Annotated in this window: 14 protein-coding genes and 1 riboswitch; of the genes, 8 read left to right on the top strand and 6 right to left on the bottom strand. The window is 68.0% G+C overall.

The annotated features are described in order from the left end of the window. Nucleotides 1–58 precede the first annotated feature (58 nt). A riboswitch (glycine riboswitch) is annotated at nucleotides 59–154 on the bottom strand. A gap of 388 nt (nucleotides 155–542) precedes the next feature. Beyond that, nucleotides 543–998 carry a VOC family protein gene (locus AC3A4T_RS02060; RefSeq protein WP_487673848.1) on the top strand — a complete coding sequence of 152 codons (456 nt, stop codon included), beginning with the start codon at nucleotides 543–545 and terminating at the stop codon, nucleotides 996–998. Then, on the top strand, nucleotides 998–2257 hold the full coding sequence (locus AC3A4T_RS02055) for a multidrug effflux MFS transporter (protein ID WP_487673847.1): 1260 nt from the start codon (nucleotides 998–1000) through the stop codon (nucleotides 2255–2257). The genes AC3A4T_RS02060 and AC3A4T_RS02055 overlap by 1 nt, the downstream gene beginning before the upstream one ends. 236 nt (nucleotides 2258–2493) lie before the next feature. Here AC3A4T_RS02055 and AC3A4T_RS02050 read toward each other — a convergent pair whose 3' ends face one another. Further along, nucleotides 2494–4584, bottom strand: coding sequence for a phosphocholine-specific phospholipase C (locus AC3A4T_RS02050; RefSeq protein WP_487673846.1), 2091 nt, complete (start codon nucleotides 4582–4584; stop codon nucleotides 2494–2496). A 320-nt stretch (nucleotides 4585–4904) separates the two neighbouring features. On the opposite strand from AC3A4T_RS02050, the gene AC3A4T_RS02045 reads away from it, so the two are divergent. The 4 genes from AC3A4T_RS02045 (at nucleotide 4905) to AC3A4T_RS02030 (ending at nucleotide 9605) form a co-directional block, all read left to right on the top strand. Beyond that, a complete protein-coding gene (locus tag AC3A4T_RS02045; protein WP_487673845.1) occupies nucleotides 4905–5588 on the top strand; it encodes a vWA domain-containing protein in 684 nt (227 codons plus the stop codon). Nucleotides 5589–5605: 17 nt separating this feature from the next. Beyond that, nucleotides 5606–6361, top strand: coding sequence for a PP2C family serine/threonine-protein phosphatase (locus tag AC3A4T_RS02040; RefSeq protein WP_487673844.1), 756 nt, complete (start codon nucleotides 5606–5608; stop codon nucleotides 6359–6361). Between the two features lie 167 nt (nucleotides 6362–6528). After that, a complete protein-coding gene (locus AC3A4T_RS02035) occupies nucleotides 6529–8001 on the top strand; it encodes a hypothetical protein (RefSeq protein WP_487673843.1) in 1473 nt (490 codons plus the stop codon). Beyond that, nucleotides 7998–9605 carry a hypothetical protein gene (locus tag AC3A4T_RS02030; protein WP_487673842.1) on the top strand — a complete coding sequence of 536 codons (1608 nt, stop codon included), beginning with the start codon at nucleotides 7998–8000 and terminating at the stop codon, nucleotides 9603–9605. Before AC3A4T_RS02035 ends, AC3A4T_RS02030 begins: the two co-directional genes overlap by 4 nt. Before the next feature lie 269 nt (nucleotides 9606–9874). Here the strand turns inward: AC3A4T_RS02030 and AC3A4T_RS02025 are convergent, their stop codons facing one another. After that, complete coding sequence (locus AC3A4T_RS02025; protein ID WP_487673841.1) at nucleotides 9875–11293, bottom strand: hypothetical protein; 1419 nt, start codon at nucleotides 11291–11293, stop codon at nucleotides 9875–9877. Between the two features lie 443 nt (nucleotides 11294–11736). Here AC3A4T_RS02025 and AC3A4T_RS02020 point away from each other — a divergent pair, with 443 nt between their 5' ends. Next, the gene (locus AC3A4T_RS02020; RefSeq protein ID WP_487673840.1) at nucleotides 11737–12024 is read left to right on the top strand and encodes a hypothetical protein; all 288 of its coding nucleotides are present in this window, start codon (nucleotides 11737–11739) and stop codon (nucleotides 12022–12024) included. A gap of 459 nt (nucleotides 12025–12483) precedes the next feature. Here the strand turns inward: AC3A4T_RS02020 and AC3A4T_RS02015 are convergent, their stop codons facing one another. From AC3A4T_RS02015 to AC3A4T_RS02005, 3 genes are all read right to left on the bottom strand, one after another. After that, nucleotides 12484–12957 (bottom strand): DP-EP family protein, encoded by a 474-nt coding sequence (locus AC3A4T_RS02015; protein ID WP_487673839.1) that lies wholly within the window; start codon nucleotides 12955–12957, stop codon nucleotides 12484–12486. A 49-nt stretch (nucleotides 12958–13006) separates the two neighbouring features. Continuing rightward, the gene (locus AC3A4T_RS02010; protein ID WP_487673838.1) at nucleotides 13007–16309 is read right to left on the bottom strand and encodes an nSTAND1 domain-containing NTPase; all 3303 of its coding nucleotides are present in this window, start codon (nucleotides 16307–16309) and stop codon (nucleotides 13007–13009) included. A 969-nt stretch (nucleotides 16310–17278) separates the two neighbouring features. After that, nucleotides 17279–18178 (bottom strand): DMT family transporter, encoded by a 900-nt coding sequence (locus AC3A4T_RS02005; RefSeq protein ID WP_487673837.1) that lies wholly within the window; start codon nucleotides 18176–18178, stop codon nucleotides 17279–17281. Between the two features lie 111 nt (nucleotides 18179–18289). On the opposite strand from AC3A4T_RS02005, the gene AC3A4T_RS02000 reads away from it, so the two are divergent. Beyond that, on the top strand, nucleotides 18290–19060 hold the full coding sequence (locus tag AC3A4T_RS02000; RefSeq protein WP_487673836.1) for a helix-turn-helix domain-containing protein: 771 nt from the start codon (nucleotides 18290–18292) through the stop codon (nucleotides 19058–19060). A gap of 275 nt (nucleotides 19061–19335) precedes the next feature. Here AC3A4T_RS02000 and AC3A4T_RS01995 read toward each other — a convergent pair whose 3' ends face one another. Next, entirely contained in the window at nucleotides 19336–20790 is a 1455-nt protein-coding gene (locus AC3A4T_RS01995) for an amidohydrolase family protein (protein WP_487673835.1), read from the bottom strand. Nucleotides 20791–20805: the final 15 nt, after the last annotated feature.

Below are 20805 nucleotides of genomic sequence, written 5' to 3'. Positions count from 1 at the left end.
GCCCCTTCGGCGCCGGTTCCACCCGCTGGATCGCGGGTGGTCGGTCTCTCCAGAGTTTGTACACGCGGCGGTATGGGGCCTGAGCGATTACGGGCGTTGCGCCTTCGGCAGCGGTCCAGGCCTGGGGCCGGGGCGCTTCTCCCACCGGGTGTTTCAAGCCGGGGATTATAGCCGGGGATGGGGTTTGGGGGCAGGGGCTGGAGCGGGTTCAGGGTTGGGGCGGTGGGGTGAGGTTTGGGGTCGGTTCGGGGGCGGGCCGGAGGATGCCGCGACGATGGGCGCGGTACATGACAGCCGTCGTTTGGGTAAGGATTCCTCCGTAGATACGAATCTCTCAGTCCGTCATTCCCGCCTTCGCGGGAATGACGGTGGGAGAGATCATCGCGAGTGCGAGTTACCAACCCAGGATGATGACGACAAGAGCGCTACCAACAGCCCCGCATCCACCACCCTCAATCAACAAATCAAAACAACTTCTCCGCCCGATCGCATCCCCGCGCGGTTGTATGCTGTGAAGTCTCCCCCCAAGCCCCGACGCCGACATGAGCGCGCGACCGTTTCAGCTGATGCAACTCGATCACGTGGTGCTGCGCGTGCGCGACACCGCCGCGATGATCGCCTTCTATTGCGATGTGCTCGGCTGCACGGTCGAGCGGCGCCAGGACCCGATCGGGCTGGTGCAGTTGCGCGCCGGCGCCTCGCTGATCGATCTGGTCGACGTGGACGGCAAGATCGGCCGCATGGGCGGCGCCGCGCCGGGCGAGGAGGGCCGCAACATGGATCATCTGTGCCTTCGGGCCGAGCCGTTCGACCGCGAGGCGATCGTGGCTCATCTGGCCGCGCACGGCGTGCGCATCGGCGACTTCGGTTCGCGCTACGGCGCCGAGGGCGAAGGCCCGTCGCAATACTTGTTCGACCCGGAAGGCAATCTGGTCGAGCTCAAGGGCCCGCCGGACGAAGTGCCGATCGACACCCAGGCCTCGGGCGCGGTCACCTGATGAACGCTTCCGTCAAGGCGCCGTTGTCGATCCGTCGCCTGGCCCTGCTGCTGGGCGGCCTGGCGATGTTCGGGCCGTTCTCGATCGACACCATCTTCCCGGCGTTTCCGGCGATGGGCGCCGAACTGGGCGCGGACAAGCTGCAGATGCAGCAGACCATCAGCGTGTATCTGGTCGCGTATGCGCTGATGAGCATCGTGCATGGGCCGCTGTCGGATGCGATCGGGCGGCGTAAGGTGATTATTGGTGGGTTGGGGGTGTTTACGCTGGCTTCGGTGGCTTGTGCGTTGTCTACCGATCTGCCTACTTTGCTTTTCTTTCGCGCGGTACAAGGGCTTTCGGCGGGTGTTGGCCTGATCGTCGGACGCGCGGTGATCCGCGACGTGCTGCACGGCGACGATGCGCAGCGGCTGATGAGCCAGGTGATGATGATCTTCGGCATCGCCCCGGCGATCGCGCCGATCATCGGCGGCTGGATCCTGGGCTGGGCGCACTGGCCGGCGATCTTCTGGTTCCTGGTCGGTTTCTCGGTGCTGCTGCTGGCGGCGGTGATCGTGCTGCTGCCGGAAACCCATCCGCCGCAGGCGCGGCTGGCGCTCAAGCCCAAGCGCTTGCTGCGCGATTACGTCGCGATCTTCCTCAACCCGCGTTTCCAGCGCCTGACCGCGGCCGGTGCGTTCAACTTTGGCGCGTTGTTCCTGTACATCGCCTCGGCGCCGGCGTTCGTGCTCGACATCCTCAAGCTCAACGAGCGCCAGTTCGCCTGGTTCTTCGTGCCGACCATCGGCGGCATGGTGCTGGGCTCGTTCGTGTCCGGCCGCGCAGCCGGCAAGATCGGCGGCGATCGGCTGGTCAACATCGGCTTCGGTTTCTGCGCGCTGGCCCTGGCGATCAACCTGGGCTACAACCTGTGGACCGCGCAGCCGCAGGTGCCGTGGGCGATCATCCCGATGTGCATCGGCGCGTTCGGCATCGCCCTGGTGTTTCCGATCGTGACCTTGTCGATTCTCGACATGTACCCGCACCAGCGTGGCTCGGCTTCGTCGCTGCAGGCGTTTTCGGGGCTGGTGGTCAATGCGCTGCTGGCCGGGGTGATCTCGCCCTGGCTCAGCGACAGCGCCGTGCATCTGGCGATCGCCGCGTCGGTGTTGACCGCGGTGGCGTGGGGGTTCTGGCGTTGGGAAGCCTTTGTTTCGAAGGCCGCGTGCGCGCGGGTGCCGGAGGATGCGGTGATCGTGGAGCCGCAGGATTCGATGTGAATCGGGTGCGCGGCGGGTTGGGGCGTTTGCGCGTATTCGAATCCACGATGTTGTTGTGAATTCGCGGTCGCGGCTTACGCCGCTCCTACACAAAGCAATTCGGCAGCAGGCCGATTCGCATGCATCGGCCGCTCCCTGTAGGAGCGGCGCAAGCCGCGACCGCGCAACCTCAACGACGACGCAAGCGCGAGGCCGCGGCGATCGCCGCGGCCAACGCCATGCTGCAACCCCGACGCCTAGATCAAGCCCGGATCGGTAATGCCGTGCTCGCCGGTCTCCATGCGGCCGGCCAGGCGACGGTAATACGCCGGGTCGTTCGCGTCGGTCAGCACGAAGTCGTACCACTGCTGACTTTCGTCGAGCTTGATCGGCCGGTAATGCACCGCGGCCGGGCCCAGGCGCTCCAGGCGCGGTTCGTACAGGCCGTATTGGTCGGCGAGGTTCAACCGCAGCGGTTTGAACGCGGGGTTGCGCAAGGCCAGGATCAGCTTGCGGCGACGCAGGCGCAGGTCGGGCACGGTGGTCACGGTCGGGTTGGCGCCGCCGAACGAGCCGCGGAATTCGCGGAAGAATCCGTTCGGCGCGAACACCTGCAAAGCGTAGGCGCGGGCGCCGTCGCGTTGCAGCGTCCAGTCGCCGTGCAGCACCTTGCCCGGTTCGACCGTGTAGCGGCGCGGAATCGCGTTGGGATTAAGCAGGTCGTAGACATGGAACACCGCGGCGATGCGGCCGGTGTTGCCGAAGCTCAGGCGCAGCCGCCGCGCGTCGTGGTCGAAACGTTCGCCGACCTGCAGGTCGTAGGGCAGGGCGCGCGAGGGTTTGATGCCGGGTTGTTGCCGCGGCGCGCTCGCCACCGCCGGCGGCTTCGGCGCGGGCAGACGGCTTTGTTCGGCGACGATGCGGTCGGCGTCGCCGATGTCCGGCAGCGACGGAATCGGTTCGTGATTGGGATCGTGGAAGTTGAACGCGGTGGTCAGGTCGCCGCACACCGCGCGCCGCCACGCGCTGATGTTGGGCTCGACCACGCCGAAGCGTTTTTCCAGGAAACGGATCACCGAGGTGTGGTCGAACACCTGCGAATTGATCCAGCCGCCGCGGCTCCACGGCGAGATCACGTACATCGGCACGCGCGGGCCCAAGCCGTAGGGGCGGTCGTAATAGATCGCCGGGTCGCTGGAGCTGCCATGCGACGGGCCGCTGCGCGCGATGTGGTGTTCGCCGCGCAGGTCCACGGTCGAACCGCCGATCAAGCGGCGATCGGCGTCGAACGACGGCGGCGCCGGCGGCGGCATGTGATCGAAGAATCCGTCGTTCTCGTCGAAGTTGACGATCAGCACCGTGCGCGCCCACACCTGCGGATCGGCGGTGAGCGCTTCGAGCACGCGCGCGGTGTAGTCCGCGCCCCAGATCGGCGCCGACGGGCCGGGATGTTCGGAGTACTTGGCCGGCGCGACCAGCCACGACACCTGCGGCAGCTGGCCGCTGCGCACATCGCTGGCGAGATCGTCCAGAGTCCAGGTTTTCAACGCTTTTTCGGCCAGCGCCGAGCCCGGCGCGGCGGCGCGGAACTGGCGGAAGCCTTCCAGCGGGTTATCGGAGAAGTTGTCGTCCATGTCCTGGTACAGCTTCCAGCTCACCCCGGCCTGTTCCAGGCGCTCGGGATACGTCGTCCAGAAATAGCCTTCGCTGGCCGGGCCGCCATCGTCGAAGGTGTTGACGATCGCCGGGCCGCCGCGATCGGCGGCCGGGTTGTTGGTGCCGGTCCACAGGAACAGACGATTGGGATTGGTGCCGGTGAGCTGCGAGCAGTGATACGCATCGCACAGGGTGAAGGCGTTGGCGAGCGCGTACTGGAACGGGATGTCGGCTTCCTGGTAATGGCCGAGCGAGCGTTCGGTCTTGGCCGGCAGCCACTTGTCCATCAGGCCGTTGTTCCAGGCCGCCTGCGCATCGGGCCAGGTGTGCGGCGTGCCGCCGATGCGCTGCGCGCTCGTGGTCTTGGTGTCGATGTGATACGGCTGAATTTCGCGGCCTTGCGCGGTGGTCTGCCGCCACACCGGCTTGCCGCTGGGCAGCGGGATCGGGAAGCGGTCGCCGAATCCGCGCACGCCGCGCATCGCGCCGAAGTAATGGTCGAACGAGCGGTTCTCCTGCATCAGGATGACCACGTGTTTGACGTCGTGAATGGTGCCGCTGACGCGCGCGGCGGGGATCGCGAGCGCTTTCTGGATGGCGGGCGGGAACAGGTTGAGGGCCAGGCCGGCGGCGGTGGCGCCGGCGGCGCCGCGCAGGAAGCTGCGGCGGTGGGAATCGTGCGAGTCGGTCATGACAATCCGGGCATAAATCCGCTGGAAAGCGGGAGGCTGGGGGAGCGGCGGGCGACCGCCATCGCAGGGTGCTGGGCGCAGATGGCAGTGCGGTTACTGTCTGTGGACCGGTGCGCGGACTTGTGCGTGGCTGCGCAGTGCGCCGCGACGGTCGTCGCGGCCGCGCGGCGTCATGCGAGCCTGGGTTGCGGTCCGCAACCTCGCTGAACCCGTCGCATCGCGCGCGCATGCGGCCGGGCCGAGCGCGAAAACCGCCGCGCTGTGCCCGCCGTGGTCGCTGTGGCTATACTGCCGAATCGATCCATTCGCCAAGGAATGCCATGAATCAGCCCGTGATCCCCGACGTAGCCCTGGTCGACAACACCGAACAGCGCACGCCGCTGGTGCTGGTGCTGGACTGCTCGGGCAGCATGATGGGGCCGCCGATGCAGCAGTTGAACGAAGGGCTCAAGCTGCTGGAGACCGAACTCAAGAGCGACGTGATCGCGGCCAAGCGGGTGCGCGTGCTGGTGGTGCGCTACGGCGGTTTCGATCATGCCGAGGTGGTCGGCGACTGGTGCGACGCGATGGATTTCACCGCGCCGGTGCTGGAGGCCGACGGCACCACGCCGACCGGCCGCGCGATGGACCTGGCCCTGACCGAAGTCGAGAACGAAAAGCAGCGCTTCAAGGCCGCCGGCATCGCCTACACCCGGCCGTGGCTGTTCCTGATGTCCGATGGCGCGCCGACCGATACCTGGGAAGCTTCGGCCAAGCGCGCGCGCGAAGCCGAGCAGGCCAACAAGGTCGCGATTTTCCCGATCGCGGTCGGCGACGGTTCGCAGGTCGGCGCCATGGGGCAGTTCAGCGGCAAGGGCGAGGGCGGGGTCAAGCGCCTGCAAGGGCTGCAGTTCCGCGAATTGTTCCTGTGGCTCAGCGCGAGCATGCAGGTGGTGTCGCAATCGCGTCCGGGCGGACAGGCGCAACTGCCGTCGACCGACACCTGGTCCTCGGTGCCGACCTGAGCGGCGGGGCGCAGGCCATGGCTTGGCGCATCTACGCCGCATCGGCGACCGGAACTTCGCACGTTGGCAAAGGCATTCCCTGCCAGGACGCGTTCGCGTTTCATGCCGACGGCGAACGCCTGGTCGCGGTGGTTTGCGACGGCGCCGGCTCGGCGTCGCGCAGTGATCAGGGTTCGCGCGTCGTCGCCGATACGGTGACGCGCGTGCTAAGCGAACGGCTGCGCGGCGATTCGACCGGGCTGGACGACGAACACGCGTTCGAGGCGATCGCCAGCGCAGCGGTCGAGACCGCGCGCGCGGCCTTGATCGACATCGCCGACGCGGACAAGACCTCGCTGTCGAGTTATGCCGCGACCCTGGTCGGGTTCGCCGGCGACGGGCAGCGCGGCTGGTTCTTCCATATCGGCGACGGCATCGGCGTGGCCGAGGCGGCGTCGACGGACGAAGCGAGCGTGGTGTCGGCGCCGGAGAACGGCGAGTACGCCAACGAAACCTATTTCGTCACCGGCGACGCCTGGCGCCAGCACCTGCGCGTGCTCGCGGTGACCGCGCCGACCGCGCGGCTGGCGCTGATGTCCGACGGCGCGATGCCGTTCGCGATGGACAAGGGCAATACCGGCCTGTTCAAGCCGTTCATCGATCCGGTCGCGCGCTATCTGGCCTCGGTCGGCGAAGACGACGGCAGCCGCGCGCTGCTGGGCACGCTCGACGACCCGCGCACGCACGGCATCACCTCCGACGACAAGACCCTGCTGATCGCGTTGCGGGGCTGAGTCCGACGTCATGAGCACGTTGCCATGAGCCCCGACGCCATGCGTTTCCAGGTCGTCAGTGGCGCGGCTGCGGTCGAGGTCTTTGCGATTGGACTGGCCCCAACGCGTTCGCATGCTCATCGAACGGGCATGCGGCAAATGCGCCCGCAGCAAACGGGCCCGCGTCCATGAGCTTGGTCACCGGCCAGACCATCCTGATCGGCTCGCGCCGTTCGCGCCTGGGCAAGCTGATCAAGAGCGGCGGCGCCGGCAGCGTGTACCTGCTGCCGGACGATCCCAATGCGGTGGCGAAGATCTACCACGCGCGGGTCGATCCGCCGAGTTACACCGATCGCATCGAAGCCATGCTCGACCTGCGTCCGCATCTGCCCGACCAGATCGAAGCCGGCAAGCGTTACGTGCAGATCGCCTGGCCCGATGCGGTGGTGCGCGACGAACGCGGCAAGTTCGCCGGTTTCACCATGCCGGCGCTGGACGTGGATTCCACCTCCGAACTCGAACAGGTGCTGCAGGAGCGTCAGGCGCGCGCGGCCGGCCTGCCGGTCGGGCTGGGCCACAAGATCACCCTCGCGGCCAATCTCGCCGCGGTGCTCGCGGCATTGCATCAGCAGCATCACTGCGTGGTCGATCTCAAGCCGGTCAACCTGCGTTTCTATCGCGCGTCGTTGTACATCGCGCTGCTCGACTGCGACGGTTTCAGCATTCAGGGCCGCGGCCGGCGTTATTCGGCGCCGCAGTACACGCCCGATTACCTCGCGCCGGAGTATCAGGCGCACAAGCTCGACGAAGCCGGCGAGGAAACCCAGGACCGTTTCGCCCTGGCGGTGGTGATCTTCCAGCTGCTGAACTTCGGCATCCATCCCTACAGCGGCAAGCCGTCGTCGGATCGGGTGCCGACCGATATCCCCGGGCGCATCCGCGAACGCTGCTACGCCTACGGACTGCGCGCGAACCGGATCATGGCGCCCAGTCCGGTCAGCGCGCACGCGAGCATGCCGCGGGAACTGCGCGGCCTGTTCGATCGCGCGTTCGGCGACACGCCGTCGGCGCGGCCGCCGTCGTCGGAGTGGCGCGACGCCTTGCGCGCGTACGCGCAGCCATCGAGCGGACGGCTGGTGGTGTGCGGGCGCAATCGCGAACATCAGCATTACGCCGGTCAGCCTTGCGCGTCGTGCATACGCCTGGATCTGCTCGGCAAGACCGCGCGCAATGCCAAGCCGCGTCCGGCCACTCAGCCGCAGGATATGCCGCGCGCCTGGGCAACGGTGATGCGCACGACGGTGGCGGCGACGCAGCCGCGGCCGCAACCGGCGCCGCGCCGGTTCGGGGCGAGGCCGCCGTTGCCGTCTTCGGTGCCGCAGCGGCAAATGCCGTCAGGGGCTTCGACTACGCGGGGCTACCGACTCCAGACCTTGCGCGTGGTCGCGACCGCGCGCGCTGCGATGATCCTGGTGGTGCCGCTGGTGTTCGCCGCGGTGTCGTATCTGCTGCAGGGGTATTACGCCAGCCTGCGTAGCGCGGCCACTTCGCCGCTGGACGGCTGGATGAACCAGATCCTGCTGACCTTGATGGGCATCGGCTTCGTGGTGTTCTGCTATGTGTTTTTGGTGGTGTTGCCGCGGATGATCAAGAACCGATGAGCTGGCAGGGCCGTCCACCGCGCTGGCATCCGCTGCGTTCGCCGCCGACCCGCTTCGCCTTGATCAAGGTGGCGGTGCTGCTGTTCTTCGTGGTGATCTTCCTGGCGCCGCTGACCGGCTGGCTGATGTCGATGCCGATGTGGCTGATGGATTTCATCGGCTATCTGGTCTCGACCTCGCGGCACAGCCCGAGCGAACGCTGGTTTCGCGGCGCGCTGGCCGTCGGCGGCGCGGTGTGCACGATCGCGGTGCTGTGGCGCGCGCGCGAGGACGGCGACGGCGATCTGACCAGGCGCGCGGTGATCGCCGCGAGCATCCTGGGGGTGTATCTGGCGGCGACCTATCCGGCGTCGCGCGGCTCGCTGTCGCCGCGCGCCGAACGCGCCGCGCCTGGCCGCGCGCAAGCCGCGCCGTCGCCAGCGCGCGCGAGCCGCGCGCCGAACGCGCCGAAGACCGCGCCGGCGAAGTGGGGCGAACCGCTGCCGCGGCTGCCGTCGGCCGACTACAACGCGCTGGCCGAACGCCTGGTGCGCGGCGCGGCGCGCAGCGCGGCCGGCGGCGATCCGTTCTTTCGCCAGCAACTGGCGATGCTCGGCGAGCTGCGCAAGGAACGCGCGCCGGCCGAGGCCGACGGCGCGCGCTACGAAACCGCGATGCAGCGTTACCGGCGCAGCGCCGAAGCGGCCGTCGCGATGCGGCCGGTGGGAGAAAAGGTTCCGGCCGAAAACTATCTGCAGGCCGCGCGCAGCGCCGATCCGAATTCGGCGATGGCCGCGCGCGAGCTCGGCGCGTGGCGCTTGCGCGCCTACCTGCGTCAGGTTCAGGGCGATGCCGAGGGCGAGCCGGCGCGAGCCGACCATCTGCGCGAAGCCAGCACCGCGGCGCGGGCGATGTTCGTCGATGCCTTGCGCATGAATCCGTCCTACGACGGCGCCTGGCGCGGACTGGCCTGGAGCTGGCTGTACGACGATCCGGACCTGGCCCAGGGCGCGTTGACCATCGAGGCCGATCAGCAATTCGGCGCGGGCGGCGCCAAGGCCGTGCCCGCGACGATCGGCGCGGTCGGCGATGCGGCCGGCGCGGCGGGACGGCTCCGCTTCGAGGTGCTGCAAGCGCGTGCCCGCGCGACCGCGATGGACCTGCGCAATCTGTCGGTGCCCGGCGCTGTCCAGGAGGTCGCGCGCTTGCCGTTGCCGACCGCCGTCGGCCAGGCAACCCGCACGGCCGCGGCGGCGGCGAAGCAGGCCGATGCGAAGCGCGTGGCTTCGCGCGCCAATGCGATCGACCGGATCGAACGGCCGTGGCGCGACGGCAGCTTGAAAGTCGCCGGCGCGGCCGACCTGCGGGCGTGGACCGATGCGGCGCGCGCGCAGGCGGCGAGCTTCGCGCCCGATGCCGAGCTGACGCTGGCGGGCTTGCCGCGTTATCGCGTGGTCAGCGGTTTCAAGTGGCCCAAGGGCATGGCCGATGCGAGCCCGGCGGTGTTCGTGGTGCCCGAGCGGGTCGCGCGGCCCGGCGGCGATCCCGGCAATTCGCTGGTGCTCGACATCGCGCGCGGCGATTGCCAGGGCCGTTACTGCGACGGCGTGGTGCGCTTGAATTGAGCCTGCTTCGGTTGAGCCGGCTTTGGTTGAACCTGCTCTGGTTGAGCGTGCTTTAGTTGATCGCGCTCAAGCGGAGCGGGCCTCGGCCAAGCCTCGAGCCAAACCAGCTCAAGCCAAACCCCGCCAGAAACAAATATGCCGCCGCCCTGCGCCACCGAGCGAACTCCGGCCGATGCGCGTGGAGGTCCCCACTGACGCGCATCGGCCGGACCGCTGGAACGAGGTGCACAACTTCGACTCCCTTCCGAACGCACCACCCGGGCTTCGGTTTACACCGGCCCGTTCGGCAATTCCGACACGGTCGCGCCGATGATCAGCGCGCGCTCGCTGCTGGTGGTGCCGGTGAAGGTCTGGGTCGCCGGGTCGGCCTTCCAGCCGGCGGCGAGGCTGCCGCCTTCGGCTTCGAAGGTGAACGGTCCGATCCGCAGCCCGGTGGCGGCGCGGAACGGGTCGGCGAAACGGCGGAAGGTCGAGGTGGTGGTGCGGATCGCGAACGAGGGCTTGTAGCCCACGCACATGCCGTTCTTGATCAGGCCGAAGAAGCCCTTCTCGCCGAACACCGGCTGGCCGCGCGTCTCCACGGTGTCGCCGCCGAACGGGCTGTAGCCGTGGATGAAGGGGCCGTCGATCATGCCGCGGGCGAATTCGCCGTCGTACCACCCGCCCGGGCGGATGCCGATGCGGTCGACCGCCTGGAAGTCCAGCGACAGCTCGAGCTTGTTGTCGAATTCGAATTCGTCGATGCGCTCCCAGCGGCCGTTGATGCGCACCTGCCAGAACAACTGGCGGATGCGGCTGCGGCGGCCGGCCCAGGTCTGGCCGAAATCGTAGGGCGCTTCGCGATTGCTGAAACCCAGGGTCACGCCGCTGGGGCCGTGGCCGGCCTGGACCTTCGCGACCCAGTCGGCGGCCTCCTGATCGACCCGCCAGTCGTGGACCTTCGGCAGCTTGATCAGGTTGAGGTCGGCGAAGCGGACCTGATGCGCCTCGTTGCTGCAGCGCAATTGGGCCTGGCCGAGTTCGGGCGATTCACACTGCGCGACCAACGCGGCGTAATGGCTCTGGGCCTGGTTCATCGCCACCTCGGCGGCGACGATGCGGGTCTGATAACCGGCGCCGCCACGGCTGCCGAGCCATTCGGTGAAGCTCGGACGATTGTCGTCGACCTGATTGGCGTAGGCCGAGGCGGCCGAGGTGGTGGCGAGGGTGTAATGGTTGGTCGCCACCACCAGCGCGTCGTCGGCGTCGTGCAGGTGCTGGCGCAGGCTGCGGTACTCGGTCTGCGCCGGGATCACGTTGAGGAATTGCTGATAGGCCTGGTGGACGGCGTCGCCGCTGGACACGTAGGCGCCGATCGCGCTCCATTGCGGCGCGGTCGAGCAGAAATCGTAATGGGCCGCGGCGATGAAGCCGGCCTGGGTGCGCGGCCAGTCCCACGGCACCGATGGGTACATCAGCTGAAAGTCGTCGGGCGACAGGCCGATCGAATCGATCAGGGCGCGGTACAGCAGGCCCCAGGGTTTGTCGTCGAAGTCGCTGTTGGCGGCGATGTTGCCGGCGTCGAGGCGGGCGACTTCGAGCAGGCGCCGGTCCTGCGCGCCATGGCGGAATTGCGAGAGCGGACCCACGTCGTCCTGCGAATCGTCGGTGTCGCTGGCGCAGGGGTAGGGATACTCGGAATCGGACATGACGGCACTCCTGACTGCATCGCCGGATCGGCGCGTGGTGCCCGGGCCCCGCGCGCCGGCCGGCGTGTCGGTGTCCGGCCGTGGCACCCGCGGTCCGGATGCCGCGCAGGTTGCTCGTCGCCTCGCGCTCCTGCCTTACGGCAACCTTACGGAGCAGTTTTACCTTTTTGATCAATAAGTTGATGTCGGCCCCGTCAGGTTCGCGAGGCCCGGTTCCGGCCTGTGCGGGGCGTGGATTGCGCACGCGACTCACCGATTCGCTACCTCCGATCACCGCCGGCGACGGGCGCGATCGGGCGCGATCGGGCCCGGTCGCGGCGGGAGGCGACCGTCAGGTTGTGGTGCGGCGGGGCGGGTGGCGGGGCGCGCAGGGTGAGCCTGCGGTCATCGCCGCAGCGCGAAGCAGGTGCATCGGGACGCCCGGTGCGGTCGCGTCGAACGTCATGAACGCCAGACTCGTGAAGTGGTCGCTGCCGGTCGCGCTGGTCCTCGCCGTCTCGCCGGACCAGGCCGCCGCGACGCCGGCCTGCAAGTCGCTGCCCAAGGACGTGGCCAAGATGATCCAGTCGTTCGACACCCGCGCCCGCACCGACAACCCGACCGGGCCGGCCCCGCTGGGTTCGCCGCAGGGGCTGGTCTATCTGGTCCAGGAGAGCGCCAAGAGCCGACCGATCACCCAGCGTTATTACACCGGCGACAGCTTCGGCAAGTTCTGCACGATCAAGAAGTGAGTCCGCCGATTGGGTGAGCCTGCGTTGCAAGCACCGGCAATGAGTGCGGATCCGTTGGCGTTGCGAATCGTCGGAACGAACAGCGTCGTGGCTGAAACCCCTCCCACAAAAAATTTCGTGCCGTCGGGAGGCTCGATTGATGGTCGAGCGCTTATGAAGGCTGCGAGGTATTTTGTGGGAGGGGCTTTCAGCCCCGACGCCTTCCGGTCAGATCGCCGGGTCTTGTCAGGTCGGATCTTGTCAGGTCGGGTCTCGCCAAGTTGGATCTCGCCAAGTTGGATCTGGGCCACGTCGAATTTCGTGGAGTCGAGCCGGTATCGATCTGGGTCTGGAGGCAACAGCGGCCGGACGCACATTCGGCCGAACGCGGGCACCTGCATTCGCGACCCACACCCGCGCCGCCTACCGCAAGGGCGCAGACGGTCACGGGCCGTCTGCGCCATTGGCATTCGCGTGGGATCAGCCGCGCTTCTTGATGATGCCCGGCGGCACCGTGCGCGGGTCGTTGCCGACCTGCGGATCGCAGGAGATCACCCGCAGATCGTTGCTCTCTTCATCGCGCACCAGCACGGTGAAGAAGATCAGGGTCTGCACGGTGTTGCGGTTGTGCATGCTCACGCTGCGGCCGTCCGCGGCCACCCGCACCTTGTGGATCTGCTTGAAGGCGTCGGAGTTGAGCACGCTGACGATCTGGAAGCGCTGCGGCACCTGCGCTTCGAACTTGTAGGTGATCACCACCGGGCCGGCGCCCTGCACGGTGACCACGTCCGGCGCGAAGCTGTAGAAGTACTGGCCCAGTCCGGCGTTGCCGCCGAAGCCGACGTAGGCGACGGTCAGTTGGATATCGATCGGCGCCGGGTCGCCCTTCTTGCCCGACTTCTTCTGCTTTTCCGGCGCGGCGGCGGATTTCTTGCTGTCTTTCTTGCTGGCCATGAGCGGTTTCCTGGTGATTGGGATTGCTGCGGAGCGGCTTCGCGGACGCTCAGTAGAACGCGACGAAGCCGGGATGACGGTAGCCGGCGCGTTGCAGCCAGGCGATCTGGGTGGCGGCTTGCGCGCGCGTGCCCAGGTGGGCCTGGGTGCGCACCCAGGCTTCGAGCAGGTTGCGGTCGCGGGTGTCGGTCACGCGCTTGGCGAGCAGTTCGCGCACCCGGTTCCAGTCGGCGCGCGCGCGCGTGGCGTCGCCGTCGCGTTGATAGCGTTCGCCGCGCCAGACCAGGCTGCGCGCGAGCATCGACAGGATCGGCGGATCGTCCGGGGTTTGCCGGTGCAGCGCGTCGAGATCGGCGACCAGGCGATCGATCGCGGCCTGCGGCGGCGCCGCGGCGACCTGATCCATGCGCAACCGCACCAGCAGGTCGAGCACGCGCCAGTCCGGCAGAGGTTCGGTCTGTTGCAACAGCGGCGCCAGCACCTGCTGCGCGCGGCTCAGGCGTTCGTCGGCCAGGGCGGAGACGCCGCGCAGGTGCGCGACCCAGCCGGCGTGCGCGTAAGCATGGCCGAGGTTGCGGCGCCAGTCGCGATTGTCGGGCTGCTGTTCGACCAGCGCGCCGAGCAGACGGATCGCTTCGGCGATTTCGTTTTCGGCGTCGTCGGCCAGACCGCGATCGAGCGCGAGCACCGAACTGCGCAGCAACGAGGTCGCCAGCTTGCGCCGCCACGCGTCGGCTTCGGGTTCGCTGTCGACCAGCTCGCGCAGCATCGCGGTCTGCGCGGCATAACCCTTGGCGGCGTCGGCCAACTGGCCGCGCGCATCCTGCGCGCTGCTCAGCCACGACAGGCTGTCGACCAGTTCGTAGCGCAGCGGTTTGTCGGCCGGCTTGGCCGCGAGCAGGGCGCGCTTGATCGCGACCGAGCGCGCGAACAATTCGGCGGCTTCGTCGCTGCGCAGGCGCACGAAGGCGAGCGTGCCGAGGTTGTTGAGCGCGTACGACAGTTCCAATTGCCAACGCGGATCCTTCGGCGCGCGCGCGACCAGACCTTCGCTGGCGTGCAGATAGGCCTGCCAGTATTTTTCCGCCGGGTCGTACTGGTTCTTTTGATAGGCGTAATAGCCCAGCCAGTACGCGGTGGTCCCGGTCTCGGCCAACGCATCGAGCGAGTCGGGCGCGCCGGCCAGCGCGCGCCGCGCCGCATCGTCCGCGCGTTCGAACGCGGCGCGCGCTTCGTCGAAGCGGGCCTGGTTCATCAGCACTTCGCCGACCGTGCGTAATGCGCGCGCGTGGCTGACCAGTTCGCGCGGCTGCATTTGCGTTTCGGGCATGCGCTCCAGATACGTCAGCGCCTGGCTGCCGACGCTGTCGAGCAGTTTCAGATTGCCGATCGGACGCAGCTGCTCGGCCAGATCGCCGAGCATGAAGCCTACGAGTTGCTGAGCCTGATCGCGGCGTTGCTCGGCTTCGCGCCGCGCCTGCCAGGCTTGCAGGCCCAGCCCGGTTGCGGCGAGGGTCAGCACGCACAGGCTGGCGATCGCGCTGACGCGCAGCCATTGCTTGCGCCGTTGCTGACGCTCGGAGGCTTGCAGGAACTGGCGATCGTCTTCGCCCAGATCGTCGGGCAGGCGGCGCGCGGCCTCGCGCGCTTCGGCCAGCGGCCGGCCGGGGTTGAGCAGATGATCGGCGCGCCGGCCTTCCAACGCCCAGCGCCGGGTCGCGCGTTGCAGGCGTTCGCGCGCCTGCAGCAGTTGCCGGTTTTCGTTGGCCCATTCGCGCGCGCGCGGCCATTGCCGCAGCAGCGCTTCGTGGGCGACGCCGAAGCCCGGCTCGCCGCCGCTGAGTTCGCCGACGAACAAACGCGCGCGCACGAAAGCTTCGGCGAGTTCGCGCGCGGCCGCATCGTCCAATGTCGACCACAGCACGCGCCGGCCGGTGACCGCGTCGCTGTCGGGACGCAGCACGATCAATGCCGCGAGCACCCGTTCCAGGCTGGCCTGCGCGCTCGCCGGCAGCGCCGCGTAGACCTGTTCGGCGCGATGCGCCAGCGCGCCCTCCAGGCCGCCGAGTTCGCGATAGGTGCTGACGCTGAGCACGCCGCCTTCGTCCTGGCGTTCGTACAGCGCCTGCAGGGTGTGCTGCAGCAGTGGCAGCGAATCGGGATGCTGGGCGGCGGCGTCGCGCAGCAGGTCGTCCAGGCGCAGCGAGCTTTCCGGGTCTTCGCCGAAGCTCAGCCCAGCCAGCGCCGCGGGCGCGCGGATGATCTGGCCGATCTCGCCTTCGCGCGGCGTGAGCAGGTCGATATGGCCGTCGCCGGCCTTGAGTTCGGCCAGACCGGGCACGCTTTCGATCAGACGCGGGTAGAAATCGCTGCGGGTGATCGCGATCACCGCCACCCGCGGCGACGCGCAAAGTGCAGTCAGCGCGGCGCCGAACTCGGCGCGATCGCGCGCGTCGATGCCGGGCGCGGCGACCGCGGCCTCGGCGTGATCGACCACCAGCAGCAGATGCGCGCGTTCGGCCAGATGCGCGGTGCGGCGCGCGAACGCGTCGTCGATGCGCGCATGCACCGCGGCCGGGGTATCGCGCAGTTGCGCGGCGAGGATCTCGGCCTCGCCGGGCAGGTACAGCGGGCGGCCGTCCAGCGACCAGTCGCACAAGCTCTGGGCCAGCCGCGCGAGCAGGTCGCCGCCGCGGCAGGCACCCAGGTCGAAGTAGGCGCTGGTCAGCGCGTGCAGTCCATCGAAGCCGCCATCCTGTTGCAGCAGCGGCATAACCGCCGCGCGCAGCAGCGAGGTCTTGCCGCAGCCGCTCGCGCCGGAGACCAGGACGAAGCGGCGCTGGCTGTCGAGTTGTTCGCGCAAGGTCGCCAGCAGTTCGGCGGTGGCGCGGCTGCGGCCGAAGAACACGCCGGCATGGGCCTGGTCGAACGAACGCAGGCCGACATACGGGCTGCCCTGGGTCCATGCCGCCGCGCGCGGCAGGCCGCTGCGGTAGTCGTCGGGAAAGCTCACCCGCGCGACCAGCCGGTAGCCGCGCTTGCGGATGGTTTCGATGTAGTCCGGTTCGCGGCTGCTGTCGCCCAGGCGGCGGCGCAACTGGGCGATGGTCTTGTGGACCGGGTTGTCGCCGTAGAAGGTGCCGCGCCAGATTTCGATCAGCAGTTGTTCGGCGCTGATGACTTCGCCGGCGCGCTCGGCCAGCGCGATCAGCACTTCCATCATCCGCGGTTCCAGCGCGGTGGTGACCCCGTCGCGCACGATCGCCAGACGGTCGGGCTGGACCAGCAGCGCGCCGATGCGGAACTGCGATACCGCCGCCAGGTTCTTGATCCGGTCGATGCGTTGGGGCATCGCAATGCACACTCGCGTTAGAGAAAGGTCGTTCGCGTTCGGGGCCGGCGAGCATGGGCGGTCATGCATCCCCGTCGTCCGCGTCGGCCGGTGCGGCGAGTCGGCGTGACGCCGGCAACGTCGCACCCCATCGCGGCATCAGGCAGGCGGGTTTTGCCTCACGCAAACTAACAAACCTGTCGCCATTCGTGTGGTTCTATCGATGAAATATTGTGCGAGGCGGCTCGGTGGGTGGGGCTGATCGCGGCGTTGGCCGGTATCGGTGCCGTTTTGCGTCGGTCGCGGTGGCGAGGGGCGATTGCGCGGGCGATGGATCGCGGCCGGCATGGACAGCGGGCCGGTCCGATCGAGTCGATCCGACCAAACCGCTCCGATCAGACCGTTGCGAGCGACGCGGAATAAAAAAAGCCGGCCGGGGGCCACCCCCCGCGGCCGGCAGACGCTGGCGGCAGAGGGGGATCGGCCGCAGCAATAGCGAAACAAGGGACGGCCCGGGGCATCCGGGCCGACGATTTCATCGAAGCACGCGCAAGGGCTGCACCCAGCGGACGCGGCGCGCGATTCGGAAACAGGTGACGCCGTGCCGGGGCAGGGCGGTGGCCACGAGCGCTATCGAGGCCGGCGCCGACACGCGCCGACGCGATGGCGACCGCGGTTCGCAGCAGACGCTGCGGGTGCCTCGGTGGTGGGCGATTGCAGTCGGGTGGCGTCGACATGCCACGACCCTAGCAGCGCGCGCAGACGCCGAACTTGACGCGGCTCACATTGGCGAGGGCGATGCCGTCGCCGCCTGACAATCGTCATCGCCCGCGCCGCCGCTACAACGCCAAGCCCCCTGTAGGAGCGGCGCGAGCCGCGACCGCGCCACCACGACCACGACGGAGCTTTCGGCACGACCGCGCCATGACGCCAACCGCGCCGAGCCGGCAGGAGCGACGTGTCATCCCTGCGGCCGACCAGTCGGTCAACTCAGCCCGCACATTCCCGCGACTGCAACACCACCGCCGGCCTCTGCCGCAACACCTGCGCCACCGCCACACCGAGCAAGGTCAACACCCCACCAATCCAGTGATAGGCCTGCAACGGCTCGCCGAGCAAAAACACCGCCAACACCGCGGTGAACACCGGCGTGAGGTTCATCAGCACCGCGGTCTTGTCCGCGCCCAGGCGCAGCAGCCCGTGCATCCAGAACCACGGCGCCAGGGTCGAGGCGAGCAGGCCGGCGTACAACACCAGCGGCAGGTTGTGCGCGGTCAGCGCCACCGACGGCGCCAGCAGGAAACCCGGCAGCAACAGCGCCGTGCCGCACACGATCTGCAGATACAACGATTCGCCGTTGGGAATCGGCAGCGCCCAGCGCTTGACCAGCACGCCGTACAGGGCATACGAGCACGCCGCCAGCAGCATCATCAACTCGCCGCGGCCCAGGCCCTGTTGCAGCAATTGCGCAGGATGGCCGCCGCTGAGCAGCCAGCTCAGGCCGGCGAACGAGATCAGCGCGCCGATCAGCATGCCAGGCGACGGCCGGGTCTTGAGCACGACCATGCCGATCAGCATCGTCATCGGCGGAATCGCCGCGACGATCAACCCCATCGACATCGCGCTGACGCTGTGCGCGGCGAAATAGGCCAGCGACTGGTACATCACCATGCCCAGCGCCGACAGCACCACCAGCTTGCGCCAGTACGGACGCACCTGGGCGCGCAGTGTCCAGACCCGCGGCAGCAGGAACGGGGTCAACGCAAGCAGGGCGACCAGCCAGCGGTAGAACGAGATCGCCGCCGGGTCGATCGCGCCGGCCGAGAGTTTGCTGACGATCGTGTTGCCGGCCCAGATCAGCGTGGCCAGGATCGGCAGGAGCAGGTGCATGGGGGACTTCCTGGCTGAAACAGCCGTTACAACGTGGGGCCGCTCATTCTAGAATGTCGGGTAATCGGCAGATGCCGATAACCAGACAGGCCATGACGGGCCCCGGACAAGATGCGTCGCAGCCGCCAGTTCCACTATCCCTATCGCTCGTTGCCGGGCCCGCTGCTGCTGCGCTACGAAGCGCTGGCGGTCGATACCGAGAGCGCCTTGCACCAGCATCCCTGGGGCCAGCTGGCGTTCGTCGAATCCGGCAGCATGGCGTTCGTGGTCGAAGGCCAGCCGTTCTTCGCGCCGCCGGGGTATGCGGTGTGGATCCCGCCGCGGATGAATCACACCTCGCATAACCGGCGCGAAGTGAAATGCCGGCTGATCAATATCGCCGAACGCTACACGCCGCAGCTGCCGAAGGCGCCCGGCATCGTGCGCCTGCATGCCTTGTTCATCGCCGGGGTCGAGGACTTGTTCGATCGCGGTATCGAAATACCCGAATCACCGGGCGACCGCCGCCTGGCGCGGGTGCTGATCGACAAGCTGCTGGCCACGCCGATGCTGCAACGCTTCGTGCCGCAAAGCGGCGATCGCCTGCTGGCGCCGATCCTCGATGCCTTGCAGCACGCGCCGGGCGACAACACCACCCTGGAGCAATGGGCGCAGCGCGTGCATACCACCGAGCGCACCTTGAGCCGTCGTTGCCGCGACGAACTGGGCATGTCTTTCAGCCAGTGGCGGCAGCGGTTGCGTTTTCAGCAATCGATCCCGCTGCTGGAGCAGGGCCGAAGCGTGCAGCAGGTGGCGGCGCAGATGGGCTATGCGAGCGTGTCGGCGTTCATCGCGATGTTTCAGCAGTTCAGTGGGACTACGCCGCAGAAGTTTCGGAAGTGACGACGAAGGGCAAGCACTCCGAGGTCGCTACTTCCATCCACGCTCCCGTGCTTTTCCCCCCTTTGGAAAAGGGGGGCAGGGGGATTCGCTTTTGCTTTTGTTGTTGCTCTTGCTTTTGCCGCAAAAAACGGTTCGGAAGACTTCAAGCCGTCCGGGCTAAAAGCGAATCCCCCCTGCCCCCCTTTTCCAAAGGGGGGAACAGCAACAGCAGTCCCGCCTTATTTTCCGAAGGGGAACATCGACGGCAGTTTCGTGGCGACGGGGAACACAAGCACTTACTCCGCCTTCTGCGCCGCCACGCGCTTGCGCACCTCTTCCAACATCCCATCCAGCGCCTTGCGGTCGTACACGTTGCCGCGCAGCACGAAGGTATCGATGCGACGGACCGCGGCGATATCGCGCAGCGGGTCGGCGTCGAGCAACACGATATCGGCCGCCTTGCCGGCGGCGAGGGTGCCGTGCAATTTCTCCTGGCCCAGGAAGCGCGCGCCGTTGATCGTCGCCGCCTGCAAGGTCTGCAGCGGGGTCAGGCCGCTCTCGACGAAGCGCTGCATTTCATCGTGCAACCCCACGCCGGGGTAGTTGAAGGAATTGAGAAAGCCCGCGTCGGTGCCGGCCAGCAAGGTCACCCCCGATTGCTGCAGCAACGGCAGGAGCGCGGCGTTGCGCTCGTAGCGCTGATGGCGGCGCTCGATCGCGGCCGCGTCGTCCTTGGCCGCGCGCTCCACCCGCCAGGCATAGGTCGCCTGCAGGCCGGGGCCGATGTATTTCAGATAGTCGTCGCCGCGATGATCGTTGCGGTCCAGATACGTGGTCACGAAGCTGCCGTTGAGGGTCGGGGTAACCGCGGTGCCGCGCCGCGCCAGGCGCTTGTAAGCGGCGCGCGCGGTTTTTTCGTCGAAGCTGGATTGAATGCGATTCCAGCCTTCCTTGCTGTCGATCTCGCCGCGCCGGACCATCGCCCCGATCTGCGCTTCCTGCGGCGAGCCGGCCTTGTACGCGTAGTCGATGTGTTCGATGGAGCTCAGCCCGGCTGCGCTGACCTCGTCGATGGTGAGCGCGAACGGCACGTGCGCCGACACCCGCAGGCCGCGCGCATGCGCCTGCTTGAGCGCGTCCATGAACAACTCGGGCGACAAGGTGTTGTCGGTAATCTTGACGAAGTCGACCTTCCAGCCCTTCAGCTGGTCCAGCGCCTTGCTGATCTCTTCGTGACTGCCGACTTCGATATCGCCCGGCCAGATCGACTTGTAGCCCTCCAGCTTCGGGCCGGAGGTGAAGATGGTCGGGCCAGCGAGCGAGCCTGCATTGATCGCATCGCGCCATTCGAACACGCTCGGGCTCAGGTCGCCGGCGGCGTCGCGCACCGCGGCGATGCCGTGGGCGACATACAACGGCAGCAGGTTCTTGTTTTCCTCGATCAGCTTGTCGCCGCCGCCGAAATGCACGTGCATGTCCCACAGCGCCGGGATCGCGTACTTGCCTTGCGCGTCGATGCTGCGCGCGGCCTCGAAGCGCTTGGCCTTGGCGTCGTCGACGATGGCCAGGATGCGCGCGTCCTTGACCGCGATGGTCTGGTTCGCACGGGTCTTGCCGCTGGTCACATCGATCACCGCGGCGTGGCGGATCAGCAGGTCGGCGGTTTCGCCGGCGGCCTGGGCGGTGGTGGCGATGCAGGCGAGCGCGAGCAGGCTCAGCGCGAGGGCGTGGCGGCGATACGGGGCGATCATGCGGCGATTCCGGTT

Source organism: Lysobacter sp. Soil_N_51, assembly GCF_057655755.1.
The sequence above is the reverse complement of the archived record's forward strand: the minus strand, read 5'-3'. Positions and strand labels throughout refer to the sequence as shown.

Excerpts from the sequence above, each read along its gene's own strand:
- AC3A4T_RS02060 (WP_487673848.1), top strand. The coding sequence starts at position 543 with ATGAGCGCGCGACCGTTTCAGCTGATGCAACTCGATCACGTGGTGCTG.
- AC3A4T_RS02055 (WP_487673847.1), top strand. The coding sequence starts at position 998 with ATGAACGCTTCCGTCAAGGCGCCGTTGTCGATCCGTCGCCTGGCCCTG.
- AC3A4T_RS02050 (WP_487673846.1), bottom strand. The coding sequence starts at position 4,584 with ATGACCGACTCGCACGATTCCCACCGCCGCAGCTTCCTGCGCGGCGCC.
- AC3A4T_RS02045 (WP_487673845.1), top strand. The coding sequence starts at position 4,905 with ATGAATCAGCCCGTGATCCCCGACGTAGCCCTGGTCGACAACACCGAA.
- AC3A4T_RS02040 (WP_487673844.1), top strand. The coding sequence starts at position 5,606 with ATGGCTTGGCGCATCTACGCCGCATCGGCGACCGGAACTTCGCACGTT.
- AC3A4T_RS02035 (WP_487673843.1), top strand. The coding sequence starts at position 6,529 with ATGAGCTTGGTCACCGGCCAGACCATCCTGATCGGCTCGCGCCGTTCG.
- AC3A4T_RS02030 (WP_487673842.1), top strand. The coding sequence starts at position 7,998 with ATGAGCTGGCAGGGCCGTCCACCGCGCTGGCATCCGCTGCGTTCGCCG.
- AC3A4T_RS02025 (WP_487673841.1), bottom strand. The coding sequence starts at position 11,293 with ATGTCCGATTCCGAGTATCCCTACCCCTGCGCCAGCGACACCGACGAT.
- AC3A4T_RS02020 (WP_487673840.1), top strand. The coding sequence starts at position 11,737 with ATGAACGCCAGACTCGTGAAGTGGTCGCTGCCGGTCGCGCTGGTCCTC.
- AC3A4T_RS02015 (WP_487673839.1), bottom strand. The coding sequence starts at position 12,957 with ATGGCCAGCAAGAAAGACAGCAAGAAATCCGCCGCCGCGCCGGAAAAG.
- AC3A4T_RS02010 (WP_487673838.1), bottom strand. The coding sequence starts at position 16,309 with ATGCCCCAACGCATCGACCGGATCAAGAACCTGGCGGCGGTATCGCAG.
- AC3A4T_RS02005 (WP_487673837.1), bottom strand. The coding sequence starts at position 18,178 with ATGCACCTGCTCCTGCCGATCCTGGCCACGCTGATCTGGGCCGGCAAC.
- AC3A4T_RS02000 (WP_487673836.1), top strand. The coding sequence starts at position 18,290 with ATGCGTCGCAGCCGCCAGTTCCACTATCCCTATCGCTCGTTGCCGGGC.
- AC3A4T_RS01995 (WP_487673835.1), bottom strand. The coding sequence starts at position 20,790 with ATGATCGCCCCGTATCGCCGCCACGCCCTCGCGCTGAGCCTGCTCGCG.